At 44.4% G+C, this 17161-nt stretch carries 6 protein-coding genes; 1 reads left to right on the forward strand and 5 read right to left on the reverse strand.

What is annotated here, in order from left to right; translation table 11 throughout:
• Window positions 1–30 precede the first annotated feature (30 nt).
• On the forward strand, window positions 31–828 hold the full coding sequence (locus QWZ01_RS18190) for an SDR family oxidoreductase (RefSeq protein ID WP_290325723.1): 798 nt from the start codon (window positions 31–33) through the stop codon (window positions 826–828).
• A 475-nt stretch (window positions 829–1303) separates the two neighbouring features.
• Here QWZ01_RS18190 and QWZ01_RS18195 read toward each other — a convergent pair whose 3' ends face one another.
• The 5 genes from QWZ01_RS18195 to QWZ01_RS18215 all read right to left on the reverse strand — a co-directional run bounded on the left by QWZ01_RS18195 (window position 1304) and on the right by QWZ01_RS18215 (window position 17037).
• Entirely contained in the window at window positions 1304–1636 is a 333-nt protein-coding gene (locus QWZ01_RS18195) for a hypothetical protein (RefSeq protein WP_290325724.1), read from the reverse strand.
• A 39-nt stretch (window positions 1637–1675) separates the two neighbouring features.
• Complete coding sequence (locus QWZ01_RS18200) at window positions 1676–1894, reverse strand: hypothetical protein (protein WP_290325726.1); 219 nt, start codon at window positions 1892–1894, stop codon at window positions 1676–1678.
• Window positions 1895–1925: 31 nt separating this feature from the next.
• Entirely contained in the window at window positions 1926–3893 is a 1968-nt protein-coding gene (locus tag QWZ01_RS18205) for an OmpA family protein (RefSeq protein ID WP_290325729.1), read from the reverse strand.
• A 12-nt stretch (window positions 3894–3905) separates the two neighbouring features.
• Window positions 3906–4907, reverse strand: a complete 1002-nt coding sequence (locus QWZ01_RS18210; RefSeq protein ID WP_290325730.1) for a PorP/SprF family type IX secretion system membrane protein — start codon at window positions 4905–4907, stop codon at window positions 3906–3908.
• Between the two features lie 76 nt (window positions 4908–4983).
• Window positions 4984–17037: a T9SS type B sorting domain-containing protein gene (locus QWZ01_RS18215; RefSeq protein ID WP_290325732.1), complete on the reverse strand. Its 12054-nt coding sequence runs from the start codon at window positions 17035–17037 to the stop codon at window positions 4984–4986.
• Window positions 17038–17161 lie beyond the last annotated feature (124 nt).

Genomic DNA, 17161 nt, shown 5'->3' on the forward strand with positions numbered 1-17161 from the left:
TGCAATTCAGCAATCAAAATTTAAAAAAGGATGAAAAGTAATATCGAAATAAACAATAAAGAGTTTTCAGGAAAACGAGTTTTGGTTACAGGCGGCACTAAAGGTGCCGGCAAGGCTATTGCCGAACGCCTGGCTTTAGGCGGTGCTAATGTTATAACAACTGCCCGCACTAAAAATGATGAACAAGAACCAAATATTCATTTTATACAAGCGGATATCAGCACGCGCGAAGGTGTTGACCATGTTGTTGATGAAATAATAAACCGTTTTAATGGTGTTGATATCCTGATCAATAATGCAGGTGGATCATCAGCGCCTAATGGTGGGTTTGCAGCACTTAATGATCAGCATTGGGACAATGCTATTAATACCAACTTACTTGCCGCTGTGCGTTTGGACAGGGGTTTGCTCCCTGTTATGCTCGCCAAGGGTTCGGGAGTAATCATTCATATAGCATCCATACAACGATCGTTGCCACTTTATGATTCAACCCTGCCTTATGCAGCAGCTAAAGCGGCCTTAACTAATTATAGTAAAAGCTTATCAAACGAGGTTTCGCCTAAAGGGGTGCGGGTATTAACCGTTTCGCCTGGATTTATACAAACCGAGGCTGCCGAAACATTTATTAAAAATATAGCCGAAAGCACAGGAACTGATTACGAAACCGGCTTACAAAAATTAATGGACTCTCTGGGAGGCATACCGATGGGTCGACCGGCCAAACCTACAGAGGTAGCAGAGCTGGTGGCCTTCCTGGTATCTGCCCGGGCTGCTTATATAACAGGTACCGAATATGTTATAGATGGAGGCACCATCCCCACAATATAATTGTATTATAGAATAATATTAAAAAGCTGAGCATTCCGCATATAAATATTTATGTAGTTACTTATATTAACTATAAATATTAATAACCACATATTACTTTTTATTAAATCATTGTTCAAACACGTGTTATTAAGCGTTTATTCGACACTTAATAACACGTGTTTCATTTCAAAAAATTGCCGGTTTAATTTAGCTTATTAGTAATCAGATAATCTTAAGTAAGCTAATCATTAATTCTGAAGCAATAAATATTATACTTGGCATCAGGCCAGGTTGGAAGCGAAATCATGAACATCCTTAGGCAGCAAATAGTAATAATACCATAACAGAAATGGCAAAAATAACTTTGCAAGATTATATAAACCAAGTCATTAAACAGAGGTAACAAACCAAAAATGAGCAATGAAGGCATATCAAATGCCTTCATTACTCATTACTACCTGATCAGTTAATTGCGATCTTTTACCGCAATATTTTATTCATAAAACTTTGGGTCAATCGCCATCAATTGCAATTCAGTCTTATGTTTGGTTAACAGTTTCATCCACCAGAATTGATATTTTCTTGGATAAATTACCCGTTCCGTAAAATCGGCCTTATGAAGGTCTTCCATTGCAAGCAACTTATACATTACCTTGCGCGAGTGATCAACCACGGCGTGCGAACGTTGTGTATATCCCAATATTCTGTTTATTTCCCTATTGGTTTTGCCTATTAAAATATATTCAAATATTTGCACATGCAATGTTGAAAAACCTTTGGTTTTGAGTAATGGCCTGCTTAACGATAATCTATCCTGCTTAATCATAACCTTATTTTAATTCCTGATTATATAATTCCGTACCTGTTACCTGGAAGCCAGCAACACTAAAAAAAGAGCGCCCGCACTGATAATGATATTAAAAACCCCTATTACAAATTTATCAGACCGCTCAATGTCAACCCTGCTATTTGGCACCTTAAATGCCGTGCTTAGATTCAGAAAACCATAGCCTCCCATCACTATTGCCAACAAAACGATGACAACCACATACGCATTTAGCTGCCCATGAATATTACTTATCATTTTATCCCCTTCAATAATTAAACACCACCTGTCACTCAACTTTCAGCACCTTAAATTCTGTTCGCCGGTTTAACTGACGGCCAGCCGGATTATCCTTTCCGTTGGGCAGCGAATTCGGCGCAACAGGTATTCTTTTTCCGTAGCCCTTTGCATAAATGCGAGGTTGCTCAACACCCTTTGATATAATGTAATCAACACATGCTTGCGCCCGCTCCTGCGATAGCTTATCGTTGTATTTATTTGAGCCTACCGAATCGGTATGTGATGATAGCTCAACCTTAATTTTTGGATTATCCTTAAGCACAATAACCAATGTATCCAAAACCAGCTTTGATTCGGGCCTTAGTGTTGCTTTATTAAAATCATACAATACATTTTTAATCAGGATAGGTTTATCAATGGTGAAGGCCTGCAAGCAGATGTCAGGGCTCTCAAGTGTATCCTTATTCATTCGGCCGCTTGCCGGTACCGGAACATTTTTGGCAAAGTAACCTGCCTTTTCAAGCCTTAGGCTGTATGGGCGTTTATTGGTTACATCAAACGCATAACGCGCGTCTTTACCAACCACAACCTGTTTCATGGTATCTTTTGATAACGAATCAATAAAACTAACTTTAGCTCCTGCCAGCGGCTTACGCGTATCGCAATCAACTACAATACCCGAAAACACATGCCTTGAATCAACAGCTCCAAACAAGGCCAAACAGCATTCAGACTCACGATCAGAGCTCAGATAAAATTTGCGGGCATCGTCATGATTAGGCAAATAATAAAGATCATCCTTTGCCGAGTTCATGGGGTAACCCATGTTTTTAGGCTCGCTCCACTTATCAAGTTTACTGAAACTCTCAAAAAAATCGAAACCACCCAGTCCGATAAATCCTTTTGAGCTATATACCAGTCTTTTATTTGGCATATCATAATATGGCGCTTCTTCATCAAAAGAGGTATTAATAACACTACCCAGGTTGGTTGAGCTTGTGGCATCGCCGTTAAAATCAAGATAACATACCCAAATATCATCCCCACCCTGGCCCCCGGGTTTATTAGAAGTGAAGAACATACGCAAGCCATCGGCCGTTACAAAAGGCTGAATAGAGTTAAAGCCCTCCGCGTTTACATTGCTGTTCATTTTCTTTGGAGCACTCCAGGCATTATCAACCCAACTGCTGTAATAAATGGCGTGTATGGTTTTACTACCCTCTTTATACCAGCGGGTATAGTACATTCTTTTACCGTTTTCGCTAAATGAAGGTGTGCCGTATTCAAGTTCCTTTTTACTTTCATCGCCTTTAAACTCTACAACTTCCGGCGTGCCTGGTTTATCTTTGCTTAAAGTGTAAATCCTGTTCAAGTGCTTTTTATCGTTCTTAACAAATCTTGATGAAGTAAAAAAGCTGTTCCCATCGCGTTGGATCAATGAATAATCAGATCCGTCTGATTTAAACTGATCTTTCAATTCCACAACATCCAAAAGCAGCGGATATTGATACTGTTCTTTAGCAAATCTGCAGTTCCGAATCTCTTTTTTGGCCAGATCAATATATTTGCTGTCGCCATTATAAACAGAGATAAATTGTTCTAATTGTTTAATGGCATTATCAAAATGCTGATTGGCCCTCAAACACACACCATACCAAAGCCGAGTTAATGGGTATTTTGCCTCATAGCTTTCATCTATTACCTTTAAATACCAGCCTTCGGCTTCCTGGTAGTTTTCATATAACCGGTATGATTCGGCCAGTTGAAAGCATATATAGGCACGATCCTCTTTTTTGGCTGGCTTGGTGGTTGTGTTTTCGCCGGCATGATAAGGTATGGCCTGTACCAGGGTAAGGCTTAAGCCCTCGGCTGCTCTTTTATAATAAAAAGCAGCTTCGTAATAGTCTTTGTTATTGAACGACTTATCTCCGTAAACTTTTGGATTGTCCTTGCTATACTGAGCATCAGCGCTTTTAAATATAATCAGGATAAGTATTGTGATAAATATTTTCTTCATATTGATAAGAGTTTAAAGCCTTGGGCAAATTGCATCCGGCTCCTGAATCCGTTTGCGGAAAACATAACTTATGGATAGCTCAATACCACCATTACCAGATGTGGCCCTGGTAAGTGATGAAGTATTAAAATCATAGCTTGCGCCAATGATCAGGCTGTTGATGTGATAGCCAACGTTGGCTATTGCCGCATCCTTAAAACGGTACATACCACCCAATATTAAACCTTTATCGTCCTGTAGTTTTAATTCAGAGTAAGCACCTACGGCTTTCTCCTCGGCTTTTTGCTGCCTCATATAAATGGCATGCGGAATAATGTCAAAAAAATCAGAAGCTTTGATACGTACCCCTGCATGCAGTGTATAGCGAAGCGGTATTTTACTACGACTGCCATCAACTGCAAAAGGATCTCTTGAGCGCGAGAGGTGCCCTACACTTAAACCTCCAAAGAAATTGGCATTATGTATAGGATCGCCGTCATAATAAAAAACACCAGCGCCGGCATCAAAAACGGTAGCATTGGTATTCAAGAAGTTTTCATTGCTTGGCATGGTTGGGTCAAAACCGCTGTTAGGATTAAACTGGCTGCCAAACTGGGCTTTAGAGGCATCAAAACTGCGGTTGATTACACCTGCCTGCACACCAAAACTCACTTTTTTATAGCCATCATTTGATACCGAAATAGCGTAACCAAAAGATCCGTAAGCTGCAAAATAGTTGTAGCCAACATCACCCGCCGCCTGGTTTATCACGTTAAACCCTACGCCAACTTTATCGGTAGGTTTAAGATCAACGGACAACGCACCAGTTTGATAGGCATTGTTAATGGTGGCATACTGGTTTTTGAAGTTCGCATTTATACGCGTGTCTCCATTTATAACACCAGTTAAAGCCGGATTCAGGTATAGCGGATACGCATAATACTGCGAAAAGTGTGGATCTATCTGCGCCTTTAGTTGGCTTATTGCTCCAATTTGAAGCAGTATAGCCATGATAAGTATAATTCTTTTTTTCATAGTGTTTATAAATTGTGACGCGGTTATGAAGTGCTGTATAATGTTTTTCAGGCATCATACAGCACTTCTGCATACCTTATCGTAATAGCGTAACTGTACCTTTCTTCTTCACTACCTGGCCGTCATTCATAGTGGCCTCAACGTAATAAACATATACGCCTACCGGCTGATTAGTTCCTTTATAGGTACCATCCCATCCGCTGGCTTTATTAGTTGATTTGAATTGCAGCTCACCCCACTGATCATAGATGGATAGCGTTAGGCTCTTAACAGCATTACCATATACAAACAGTACATCGTTGCTGCCATCGCCGTTAGGGGTAAACACATTCGGGATGAACAGCCCGTTACCAAACGGATTAGTTGATGTGCCCGTAACAGCTGCCGAGTTAGCACTTTGCTGGCAATCAGAATTACCATTAGCACGTACAATAATGGTTACGGATTGAGCTGGTTGCAAATTAGTTACCGTGTGGGTTAAACCGCCTGCACCCGAGCTTGGCGTAATAAAGTGCTGCCCGTTATCAATACTTATCTGGTAGCCTGTAGCTCCCGTTACGGCCTGCCATACAAAGGTTACGCTTGAAGCTGTTGCTGCATTTGCATCCACAGTAACTACCGGTGCAGTAAGCGGCCCAAGTACGGTAACCGTTACCGGGGTCCTGACAATTGATACGCAGCCTCCGGCTACCTCAGCTTCGGCATAATAAGTAGTGGTGGCCGATAGTGTTGGTGTTGTAAAGCTTATTCCGGTTGCTAACACGGCACCGCCGCTTGCATCTGCATACCATTTTATAACAGATCCTGGTGTAGCGCTTGTGGCCGATATCGTAGCTGATGTTCCCGGACATATTGATGTACCATCTGTACTGGCCTGAGGTGCTATAGGAGCCGATGTTACGATAACCGTAACACTGGTGCGTGAAGCAGAGGCGCATCCGGTAACATTTACAGCCTCGGCAAAGTATATCGTATTTGCACTAAGTGAAGGCGTGGTAAAGCTGGTGCCTGTAGCTAAAGCCGTACCGCCACTTGCCGAGCTATACCATTTGTAGGTTAAGCCCGATTGCGGGTTGGCTATAGTTAAGGTTGCCTGGCCACCCTGACAATCATTAATTGAATTGCCTCCGGCCACTACCGGCGCGTCTGGCGCATCAACTGCAACAACCTGTATACTGGCCAGTGATGTACTTGCACACGAACCGCTAACCGCCTCTATATAATAAGTAGCGTTAGCGTTAACCGGGCCAGTTGTTAAAGTTGGGCCGGTAAATACCAGCGTAGTTTTGGATGCCGAAGTATACCAGTTATAAGTAAGGTTTGCCTGTGGCGAAGCAATAGCGATGTCTGCAGAACTGCCGCGGCATACCTGAACAGGCCCCTGCACCGCAAACGTTGGTGTACTTGGTTGCGGTGCTACTGTTACATTAACCGCAACCCTTGTTGATGGGTTACAGCTTTGTGGATTGGTAGCCTCAACATAGTATGTAGTGTTGGCTGTTAATACCGGTGTATTAAAGCTTTGTCCTGTATTGATTGCGCTTCCGCCTGTTGCTGCGGCATACCAGCTATATACAGTACCAGATACTGGGTTAGTGATGTTAAGTGTGGTAGCGCTGTTTTGACAGGTGATCAATCCGGCGGCATCAACTGCAGGATTAGGTGCTTTCGTGTTATCAATGTTGATAGTTATAGAACCGCGTGTTTCGGATGTACATCCGGTTGCGTTAACTACTGCTTCAACATAATAGGTTGTAGTACCCATAATTGCCGGGGTAGTGAACGGAATACCCACAAATACCGGCGAACCACCCGTTGCCTGGGCATACCATTTAAAGGTAACGCCTGTTGGCGGCGTAGCTGTTGCCGTAAGTGTAGCAAAGCCACCAGAGCATACAGTTGGTGTTGACGACCCACCCTGGGCAATCGGCGCAGGTGTTGTTGGCAGTTGATTAATGATTACCTGAACCGCGGTACGGCTTGCTGATCCGCAACCTGTAGCATTTACAGCTTCGGCATAGTAAGTTGTATTTGCCGTTAATGCCGGAGTGGTAAACGATGTTGTATTTGCAGCTACCGGTGTACCGCCCGAAGGTGTAGTATACCAATTATAGGTTAATCCGCCTTGTGGATTAGCTATGGTTAAAATAGCCGGAGTGCCTGCGCATGTTGGCGCTGTAGCCCCGTTGCCTATCACCGGCGCGGCTGGCGCCGGATCAATAGTAACTTCGGCTAAGGTACGTGAACCACTGCTGCAACCTGTTCCGTTTACTGCTTCTACATAAAAATCTGTAGTTGCTGTTATTGGCCCGGTTACGTAAGGATTGCCTGTAAATACCGGTGTGCCACCACTTGCCGCAGTATACCATTTATAAGTTACGCCAGGCACCGCTGTTACTGTTATTGTAGCTGGGCTGTTTAAACATACCAGCGGATTTGAAGCCAGCACCGGATTGGCAGGAGTAGCATTAACCGTAACTGGTACCGATGTACGGCCCGAAGAAGTACAGCCGTTTCCGTTTGATGCCTCAACCCAATAAGTAATATCGGCAGTTAAAGGCCCGGTTGCGAACGAACTTCCGGTATGTACCAGGTTACCCCCGGTTGCTGCATCATACCAATTGTAGGTTATTCCCGGCAGCGGGTTTTGAATAGTTAGTGTTATACCGGTACCAGAGCAGGTTTGGTTGCCACCTGCCGGAGTTACCACTACCGGGGGAGTTGGTATAGGTGTTACAGTGATATCAACTTGTCCGCGTGTTGCACTGGTACAATTAGTGGTGCCATTAGCGTTCACAGCCTCAACAAAGTACGATATATTGGCAGTAAGGTTGCTGACAGTATAGCTCGTTCCTGTGTGCAACAAAGTACCACCGGTTGCAGCATCATACCAGTTATAAGTAATGCCTTGCGTAGCATTGGTAACGGTTATTGTAGTACCGCCTCCGTTACAAACGGTAGTTGAAGCAGCGCTTAATGTTGGCGTTACCGGTAATGCATCTGGCGTTACGGTAACCTCGGTGCGATCTCCGTTGTTGATACAACCACCATTGGTAGCTTCAATATAGTATGTTACCGTTTGGGTAATAGGCTGAGTTGGGAAATCGATCCCGATATGTGCTATAGTACCGCCCGAAGCTGCCGTGTACCAATTATAGGTAACCCCTGTTTCAGGTAAAAGAACTGATAGCGTTACCGGACTGCCTAAACAAACTGATACGTTAGCCGATTGCACACCTGGCTTTAATGGGAGTGGATTAACTGTTACAGGAACTGCAACTCTGGCAGGGCTCGAACAACCGCCCGCTACAGACACAGCCTCTACATAATAGGTTATATCAGATTGAGGTGATGGGCTGAAGGTTGCGCTGTTAGCCAATACCGGTGTACCACCTGTTTGTGTAGTGTACCAGTTAATTATAGCGCCATTGGCGTTAGTAACATTTAAGGTAACTGCCTGCCCGGCGCAAATAGCCGCATATGGCCCCACTACAGGGTTTGGCGGCAACGGTGTTACGTTGACCGTTGCGGCTACCCTATTGGGGTTAACGCAATTGGTTGATGTACGGCTGGCTTCCACAAAATAAGTGGTTGTTGTCATGATGCCATCTTTTTCAAAGTTGGCACCGGTAAATACCAGATTACCTCCTACGGCGGCATCATACCATTTGTAAGTGATACCTGCGCGGGCATTACTTACGATAAATGTTGCTCTTGAACCCGCGCAGATATTAGATGTATTGCTTACTAATGTTGGTGCTTCTACCAGCTTGCTTGCATAGTAAATATTTAAGCTGGTAAGCAAAGCTACCCCTGCGGTAATCCGTATTTCAACCGCGTTAAATGCTGTTTTTGGTGCAAATGCAATAATTGCTGTTTGTCCGCCAGGTAAAAGGTCAACTTTCAACAGGCTACTGCTTAAATCTATCCGGTCATTATTATAAACAGTACTTCCGGTACCGCTATAAGATGCTATCTGCAAATGACCAAAAATACTGGCATCTAAAACGCCTGCAGGTATTTGTATTTTAACCCGTACGGTATCTCCGGTATTGCCGTCATTATCAAACATTAATTTTTGCGATACATATGCTCCTACGGCTACCGGCAAGTTCAATGTGCTAAAGTTTGTAAGATTGGCATCTACGGCATTATCAGGGTTATCCACCCCACAATTAAGGCATGCTATACCGTTGTTAACATCAAATAATTGGTGCGATGCAAAATCGCACGAGGTAACAAATATTGGATTTACCTGAACAGTAAACGGTGTACGTGTTGAACTGATACAACCGGTAGTTGATGATACAGCCTCGGCATAATAGGTGGTGTTTGATGTTAAAGCTGGAGTGGTAAATGAGGCAGTGGTAGCAATTGGGGTACCGCCGCTTGCCGAAGTATACCAGTTTATAGTAGTACCGGCAGCGCTTGATGCTGTTAAAGTTGCTGTTCCACCAGAAACTATTTGTCCATTGTTAGGGGTGGCTGTAATTGTTGGCGCAACCGGTAACGGGTTAACAGTTACATTAACAGAACCTCGTGTTGCACTTGTACAACCACCTGTTGTGGCAACCGCCTCAACATAATAGGTTGTATTTGCAGTTAAATTAGGTGTTGTATAATTAGCTGTATTTGTAGCAACCGCGGTACCACCTGTTGAAGTTGTGTACCAATTATAAGTAACACCTTGTTGTACCGGCGATACAGACAGCACCGCAAATGAGCCTGAGCAAATTGGAGGCGCGGCAGCTAATACTGGTGTTGAAGGTGTTGGCGTAACCGTAGCGGTTACTTTAGTACGGGTTGAACTGCCGCAGGTTCCGGCAACGGCTTCAACATAATAATCAGCAGAAGCTGTTAAAGTTGGGCTTGTAAAGGTTGCTGTATTGGTAGCAAGCGCGGTACCGCCTGTAGCAGCGGCATACCAGTTAAAGGATACACCTGTAACTGCCTGCGCGGTAAAGGTTGCCTGCGATCCTGAACATACTGATTTGTTTGGCGCTGCAACTATCGGCGCTGCCGGGGCTGGTGTAACAGTTACTGTTACCGGGGTACGTATGGCCTGCGCACAACCGCTTGCAGCGCGACTGGCTTCTGCATAATAAGTTGTGGTTGATGTTAATATAGGAGTAGGTACTGAATTACCTGTTCCGATCAGAGTGCCGCCTACTGCTGCGGTATACCATTTTATAGTTACATTGGCAGGTACCGGTGTTGCCGTTAAAGTACCGCTTGTACCCTGGCAAATGGTAATACCTGCCGGGTTGGCAACAATCGGCTTCGCTACAGATTGGTAAGCGTCATAAACGTTTACCGCACTTAATGCCGTAACAACTCCCGCATTAAAAGTTATCTGTACTCCGTCAAATGGTTTTGTTGCCACAAACGTTACCCGGAAACGTGATGTGCCATTAAGCAGCTTAATATTAAGTAATGATCCGTCAACTGTAAAACGATCTCCATTGTCAGTTGCACCGTTGAAAGTACCAACCTGAATTTGTGACAGTAAACCCACATCGGCCAATGAGCCCGGGATCCCAAGATCAACTGTTACGCTATCACCTGCAATACCGGCATTGGCAAAATGCAGGGTTTGCTCCGATGAGGCACCCAATAAACCCGCCAATATATGTATCTGCGAGAATGAACTGCCATTATTGTCTACTGCCGCGTCATTATTCGTAGTACCGCATAGCAGACATACCGGACCGGCAGTTGAACTTGTTTGCGAAACAGCGGCATCGCAAGGTACAGGACTTGTGCCTGTAGGGCTTACATTGATCACGCCTGCTGCCCTTGTAGCCGATTTTATACCTGTTGCCGGTATGGATGATTCGGCATAATAAGTTGTATTGGCAAACAGGTTTGGACTTGTAAAGGTAGCCGTATTGGTAGCAACCGGGCTACCACCGGTTGGGGTAGTAAACCAATCAAACACTGCACCTGGTGTTGTTGATGTAGCTGTTAAACTACCTGTTGCACCTGTATTAATAGTTTGAGTTGGTGGATTAACTGCTACATCAGGTATTACCACAGGTTGGGTAACGGTAATAATTACCGGGGTACGCTGGGTACTTACGCAACCTGAAGGCAATGTGCTTTCTATATAATAAGTTGTGGTTGTATTTAATACAGGTGTTGTGAATGGTGTACCTGTAAAAATGGCGTTACCGCCTGTTAAGGTTGTGTACCATTTAAATATTACACTTGGTGTAACTGAGGCTGCATTTATTGTAGCTGTTCCTCCGGCAGTAATGTTGCCTCCTGATGGATTTACAGTGTAGGTTGGCGCAACAGGTACAGGATTTACCACCGCGTCGGCTTTGGTGCGGGCCGGACTAACGCATCCGTTGGCTGAGGCCTCAACCCAATAGGAAGTATTAGAGGTAAGCGGTGGTGTATTAAACTGGGCACCGGTTGCTAATGATGTACCGCCGGTTGCTGTTGCATACCAATTGTACACTACTCCATTCTGTGTTGGCGAAACGGTAAACGTGGCCCCAGAGTTAGAACATACAGGAACCGAAGCTTGTGCCAGTACAGGGTTACCAGGTGCAGGTGTAACGTTAACGGTTACCGCAACCCTGTTAGGGTTAACACAACCTGTAGCTGTACGGCTGCTTTCTACATAATAGGTAGTAGTTGCATTTAATACCGGCGTGGTAAAAGTGGTATTAGTAGTTAACGCACTGCCTCCGGTTGCATCTGCATACCACTTGTAAGAAATACCTGCACGTGGATTAGTCACTGTAAAGCTTGCGGTATTACCTGCGCAAATAGCCTTAGCTTTGGCATCCACAGCTGGTAGCTCAACCTGCTTGGTTGCATAATAAATATTAACTGCACCTAATAATGCCAATAAACCGCCATTGAGCCTGACCTCGACACGATCAAACGCTGCTTTAGGGGCAAATTTTATAATAGCTGTTTGTTGTCCGGCTAAAATGGTGAGCTTTAATAAACTACTGCTAAAAGGAATGCGATCATTGTTAAAAGTAGCCCCGTTATACGAACCTATTTCCAATTGATTTAAAACTCCGGCAGAAGCAAGTGTTATCGGAATAGATATCTTAACTCTTACGGTATCCCCAACAACGCCGGCATTACTGAATATTAATTGTTGCCCAAGCATTGAACCTGCTACACCAACAGGCACTACTATCTGACTAAAGTTGGTGGTATCAACGTCTACAGCATCATCTCCTGAATTTACAGCACAGTTTACACAAAGCAAACCGCCATTTAAAACAGGTAATTGTGTTGACGCGAAATCGCACGATGTTGAGAATATCGGATTAACCGTAATGGTTACCGCTGTACGTGTATCGCTGATACAACCAAAACCGGTTATGGCTTCAACATAATAAGTTGTGTTTGATGTTAAAGCCGGAGTAGTAACCGTGGTGCCGGTAAGCACGGCAGTTCCGCCTGTTTGCGCAAGATACCATTTGTAGGTAGTTACTCCCGGGGTGCTTGATGAAGCAGTTAAAGTAGCAGTTTGGCCAGAGGTTATCTGTCCGCTCGGAGGATTAATAGTTACAATAGGCGCAACGGGTGTCGGATTAACCGACACATCCGCTTTTGCCCTCGTTGAGCTGGTACAGCCCCCTGTTGACGCAGCCTCAACGTAATATGATGTACTCGCGGTTAATGCCGGAGTAGTATATGATGATCCCGAACCTACCGGTGTTCCGCCGGTTGCGGTTGTATACCAGGTATAGGTAATATTAGGTACAACTGTTGATACCGATACCACAGCCTGTGAGCCTGTACAAATTTGTACAGGAGTTGGTGATACAATTGGGGGTGCTGGTGCTGGAGTTACAGTAGCGGTTACCTTAACACGGGCAGATGTACCGCAAGCTACAGATACAGCTTCAACATAATATGAGGTTGTAGTAGTTAATGCAGGAGTAGTAAATTGAAGTTGATTGCTTGCCAATAACGTACCACCGGTTGCTGCATCATACCAGTTAAAGGTTACTCCGCTCACAGCATCCGCAGTGAAAATAGCTGGTTGGCCCGCACATACGGTTGCTGATAAATTAACAGATGGCGGCGCGAGTGCCGGTGTAACGGTTACCGTTACAGGCGTACGTACCGATTGCGCGCAAGTACTTGAGGTACGGATAGCTTCTGCATAATAAGTTGTGGTTACATTTAATACCGGTGTAGGGAATGAGTTACCTGTACCAAGTGCAGTACCCCCTGTTGCTGTTGCATACCATTTTATGGTTACATTGGCAGGTACGGGACTGGCTGTTAAAGTACCGCTTGTGCCCTGGCAAATGCTTATACCAGATGGGTTGGCCAAAACCGGTGCAGCTACAGATTGGTAAGCATCATAAACGTTTACTGCGCTTAATAAACCGGCCACACCCGAGTTAAACTGAATCTCGACACCATCAAATGCATGAGTGGCTTTGAATGCTACCCTGAAACGGTTTGTTCCGTTTAGCAAGGTCAGATGCAGCAATGATCCATCAACCTGGAAACGATCGTTATTATTAGTTGCACCTGTATAGGTAGCAATATTAATTTGTGATAATAAGCCAACATCTACCAGTGAACCCGGTATACCCAGTTCAACAATTACACTATCGCCAATGATTCCAGGGTTAGCAAATTTTAACAGCTGCTGTGCAGACCCGCCCGCTAAACCTATCCCAACATGTATCTGTGAAAATGTATTCCGATCCTGATCAACAGCAGCGGTTGCATTAGTGGTGCTGCATAATAAGCAGGCGCCGTTTTGTGAAGTGGTTTGAGATGTGGCTGCATCACAGGCAACAGGATCTGAACCAACCGTAATTACGTTAACTACTGCCGGGGCACGGGTAGCAGATTTAGCGCCAGTAGCTGTTACCACGGCTTCGGCATAATAAGTAGCATTGGCAAATGCCGGTGGTGTTACATAGGTTGCACCTGTGAATAATAGTGTACCTCCCGTTGGCGCAGAGTACCAGTTAAATATAGTTCCGGGAGTGGTTGAGCTGGCCGCGATAGTACCTGTTGTGCCTATATTAACAGATTGTGTTGGCGGCGTAACTGTAACATCAGGTATTACAACAGGTGTTACAGTTACCGGAACAACAGTTCTGTCGGGCGATACACAGGTTCCTAATGATGCTTCGGCGTAGTAAGTTGCATTGGTACTTAAAACCGGGGTGGTAAATGTACTTCCGGTGAATACAGGTGTACCTCCGGTTGGCTGGGTATACCATTTTATGGTGGCTCCATTTACCACGGTAGCTTTAAAGGTAGCCGTTTCGCCGGCGAGTATAACAGAACTTGGTGGCGTAACAACAGGTTTAACCGGAACATCATTAACCGTTACCGGTACAGGTACACGCACCGGGCTTGCACAACTGCCATTACGGTTATATTCAACATAATAAGTAGTATTGGCGGTTAATGCCGGTGTAGTGAAAGTTGCACCATTATTGGTAGATGCAATTGCGGTACCACCTGTTGGTGTTGCGTACCATTTATAAGTTCCGTTAGCCGGATTTGGTGATGTTATATTAATAGTAGCATTACCTCCCTTACAAATTGAAGGAGCAGGTGTATCAAATACCGGTGTAGGATATTGCTGTACCGCGTAATAAACCTGCAATGTAGTAAGTACCGTGGCAACACCTCCGTTAATTGCTACCTCTACGCGGTCATAATTACCTACAGCCGGTACAGATACCGAATAGCGGTCGGTACCTGACAATACACGTAAAGTAAGTAAAGGGTTATTAAGCGCATAACTGCCTACAAGCGTAGTTCCGTTGTAAACGGATATGTTTATACCTCCAAACAAACTTATATCGGCCAAACCACCAGGGGTTTGCAATGCAAGTTTAATAACATCTCCTGCAAAACCTGGTTGTTGAAATTTCAGCATCTGTGAAGTTGATGCGCCCAGGAGTGCAACCGGCAGTTTAATAGTTGATGCCGTGGTAGTATCAGCATCGGCAGCAAGTTCAGGACTGGTAATAGAGCAGCCCAGGCACAGTATTGGTCCACCAGTAATGGTAGGTGTTTGGCTGTTAGCAAACGTACATGGCGCACTGCTGTTATTAACACCCACATTAAGTGTGATGGCCGTACGGTTAACCGATTCGCAACCGGTTGTGTTTACTGCTGCAACATAGTAAGTAATAGTGCTGAATAATGCTGGCGTAGTAAATGAGCTTCCGGTAAATATCGGCGTAGCTGCCCCAACAGAAGCATACCATTTATAGGTGATCCCTGTTTGCGCATTAGTTACATTAATAGTAGCGGTTTGGCCTGAGGTAACAGTTGTACTGTTTACTCCAAGAACCGGGTCGGCGGGTTTAGGTTGTACGGTAACATTGGCCTGTACCCTGCTGCCGCTTGCACAACCGGTGATATTTACGGCTTCTGCATAATAGCTGGTATTGGCGTGCAGCACAGGGCTGGTAAAGTTCACGCCGGTAAAAAGTAAGTTTCCGCCGGTTGCGGCATCGTACCAATTATATATTTGTCCGGCTACAGGCGATGCAATAGCCAAAACAGCCACATCGCCATCGCAAATAGTTGCATTTGGTGCAGTTAATGTTGGTGCAGCCGGCAGTGGGTTTAAAGTTGCAGTTACCTTTGTGCGTGTTGCACTAACACATGTACCCCCAACTACTGCCTCGGCATAATAGCTGGTAGTAGCATTTAATACACCTGTATTAAATGTATTACCTGTAAAGGCCAGTGTTCCTCCGGTTGCGGCTGTATACCAGTTAATAGTTACACCTGTTACCGGCGTTGCCGCAAACACCGCAGAACCGCCCGGACATATTGCAATGTTAGGATTAACCACCACAGGAGCAACCGGAACCTGGTTTACATTAACGTTTACCGCTGCACGGTCAGACACGGTTGCGCAGCCCGGCCGGGTGGCTGATACATAATAAGTGGTGTTTACTGTTAAAGCTGGCGTAGTAAAAGCGGCGGTTGTAGCTACCGGTGAGCCGCCTGTTTTTTGAGCGTACCAGTTAAATGTAGTACCTGGTACGCTTGAAGTTGCCGTTAATGTAATAGTACTGCCTGCACATAATTGTGCATCAGTTACGGCAACGTTGTTAATTGTTATGATTGGTTTGGGTATAATTACTTCGGCCTCGTACAAATCTAACGTTGATAGTACGCTGGCTATGCCGCCCAGCCTGAGCTGAACACGGTCAAATACTTTTGAGGGCGCGTAAGTAACCTGTATACGCTGCCTGTTATTGGTCAGATCAAGCAAACGCAAGCGCAGCAGGGAGCCGCTTAACTGCTGTGTATCGTTATTACTTGTATTTCCATTAAAACTGGATACGGTAATATTGGTCAGCAAACCTACATCTAACAAGGCTTTTGGTATAGATAAGGTAAAGCGTACGGAATCGCCTACGGTTGATGCTGATTGAAAAATAATTGTTTCTTGTGCAAATGCGCCTAAAGCACCCACACCAGCATTTAATGTTGACGCGGTATTAATATTGCCATCAATAGCATTTTGCGGGTTTACCACCCCGCCTATATTTAAACCAAGGTTTAATAATGCAGATGATATGCCATGCAGTTCATCATAAGCGGTATTACATATTGCAGGACCAGGTGTTGTGTAAAAGGCATCATATAAATATATGCTGCTTAAGGCTCCTAATAAACCTCCGTTAAGCGTTACCCTTACCCTGTCATAGGCAGTTGTTGGTGAAAATATCAGCTCTAACTGATTATTGCTGCTGGCCACGCTGGCTAATGTTGGCGCAGAAACCGATGTACCTGCTACGTTACCGTTATAGGGGGTTATAACCACACCACCAAGTGCAGTTACATCAAGCAGATTATTGCCCGTTCCTAATTTTATGGTTAGCGGGGTATTGGCAGCAACCGAAGCCGGAAATATCAATTCCTGGTAGGTTGCGGCAAGTAAGCCAACCGCTACATTTAAAGTGGAATGAGTTTGCAGATTTGCATCCTTCGCATTTAAAGAATCTGTAACCAGGCAGTTTACGCAAAGTAAACCTGTTGCACCTGTTCTTTGGTCTGTTGCGAAATGTCGCTGTGCGAAGATATTGCTGGTTACACACAATAGCAGGCATAAGGTAATTATGTACCTGCTATAAAAGGTAAAGGTTTTCATGCAAATGTAATTAAGGTAGGTGCAAATAGTTACACCTATCAAAACTACGCAGCACTTGATGATAATTATTAATACATCTTATTCACTTATCAGTAAGTGATTTCACTATATTCACTATTGAAAT

The organism is Mucilaginibacter aquaedulcis (genome assembly GCF_030409325.1).
Classification (GTDB): Bacteria; Bacteroidota; Bacteroidia; order Sphingobacteriales; family Sphingobacteriaceae; genus Mucilaginibacter; species Mucilaginibacter aquaedulcis.

Excerpts from the sequence above, each read along its gene's own strand:
- QWZ01_RS18215 (WP_290325732.1), bottom strand. The coding sequence starts at position 17,037 with ATGAAAACCTTTACCTTTTATAGCAGGTACATAATTACCTTATGCCTG.
- QWZ01_RS18200 (WP_290325726.1), bottom strand. The coding sequence starts at position 1,894 with ATGATAAGTAATATTCATGGGCAGCTAAATGCGTATGTGGTTGTCATC.
- QWZ01_RS18205 (WP_290325729.1), bottom strand. The coding sequence starts at position 3,893 with ATGAAGAAAATATTTATCACAATACTTATCCTGATTATATTTAAAAGC.
- QWZ01_RS18195 (WP_290325724.1), bottom strand. The coding sequence starts at position 1,636 with ATGATTAAGCAGGATAGATTATCGTTAAGCAGGCCATTACTCAAAACC.
- QWZ01_RS18190 (WP_290325723.1), top strand. The coding sequence starts at position 31 with ATGAAAAGTAATATCGAAATAAACAATAAAGAGTTTTCAGGAAAACGA.
- QWZ01_RS18210 (WP_290325730.1), bottom strand. The coding sequence starts at position 4,907 with ATGAAAAAAAGAATTATACTTATCATGGCTATACTGCTTCAAATTGGA.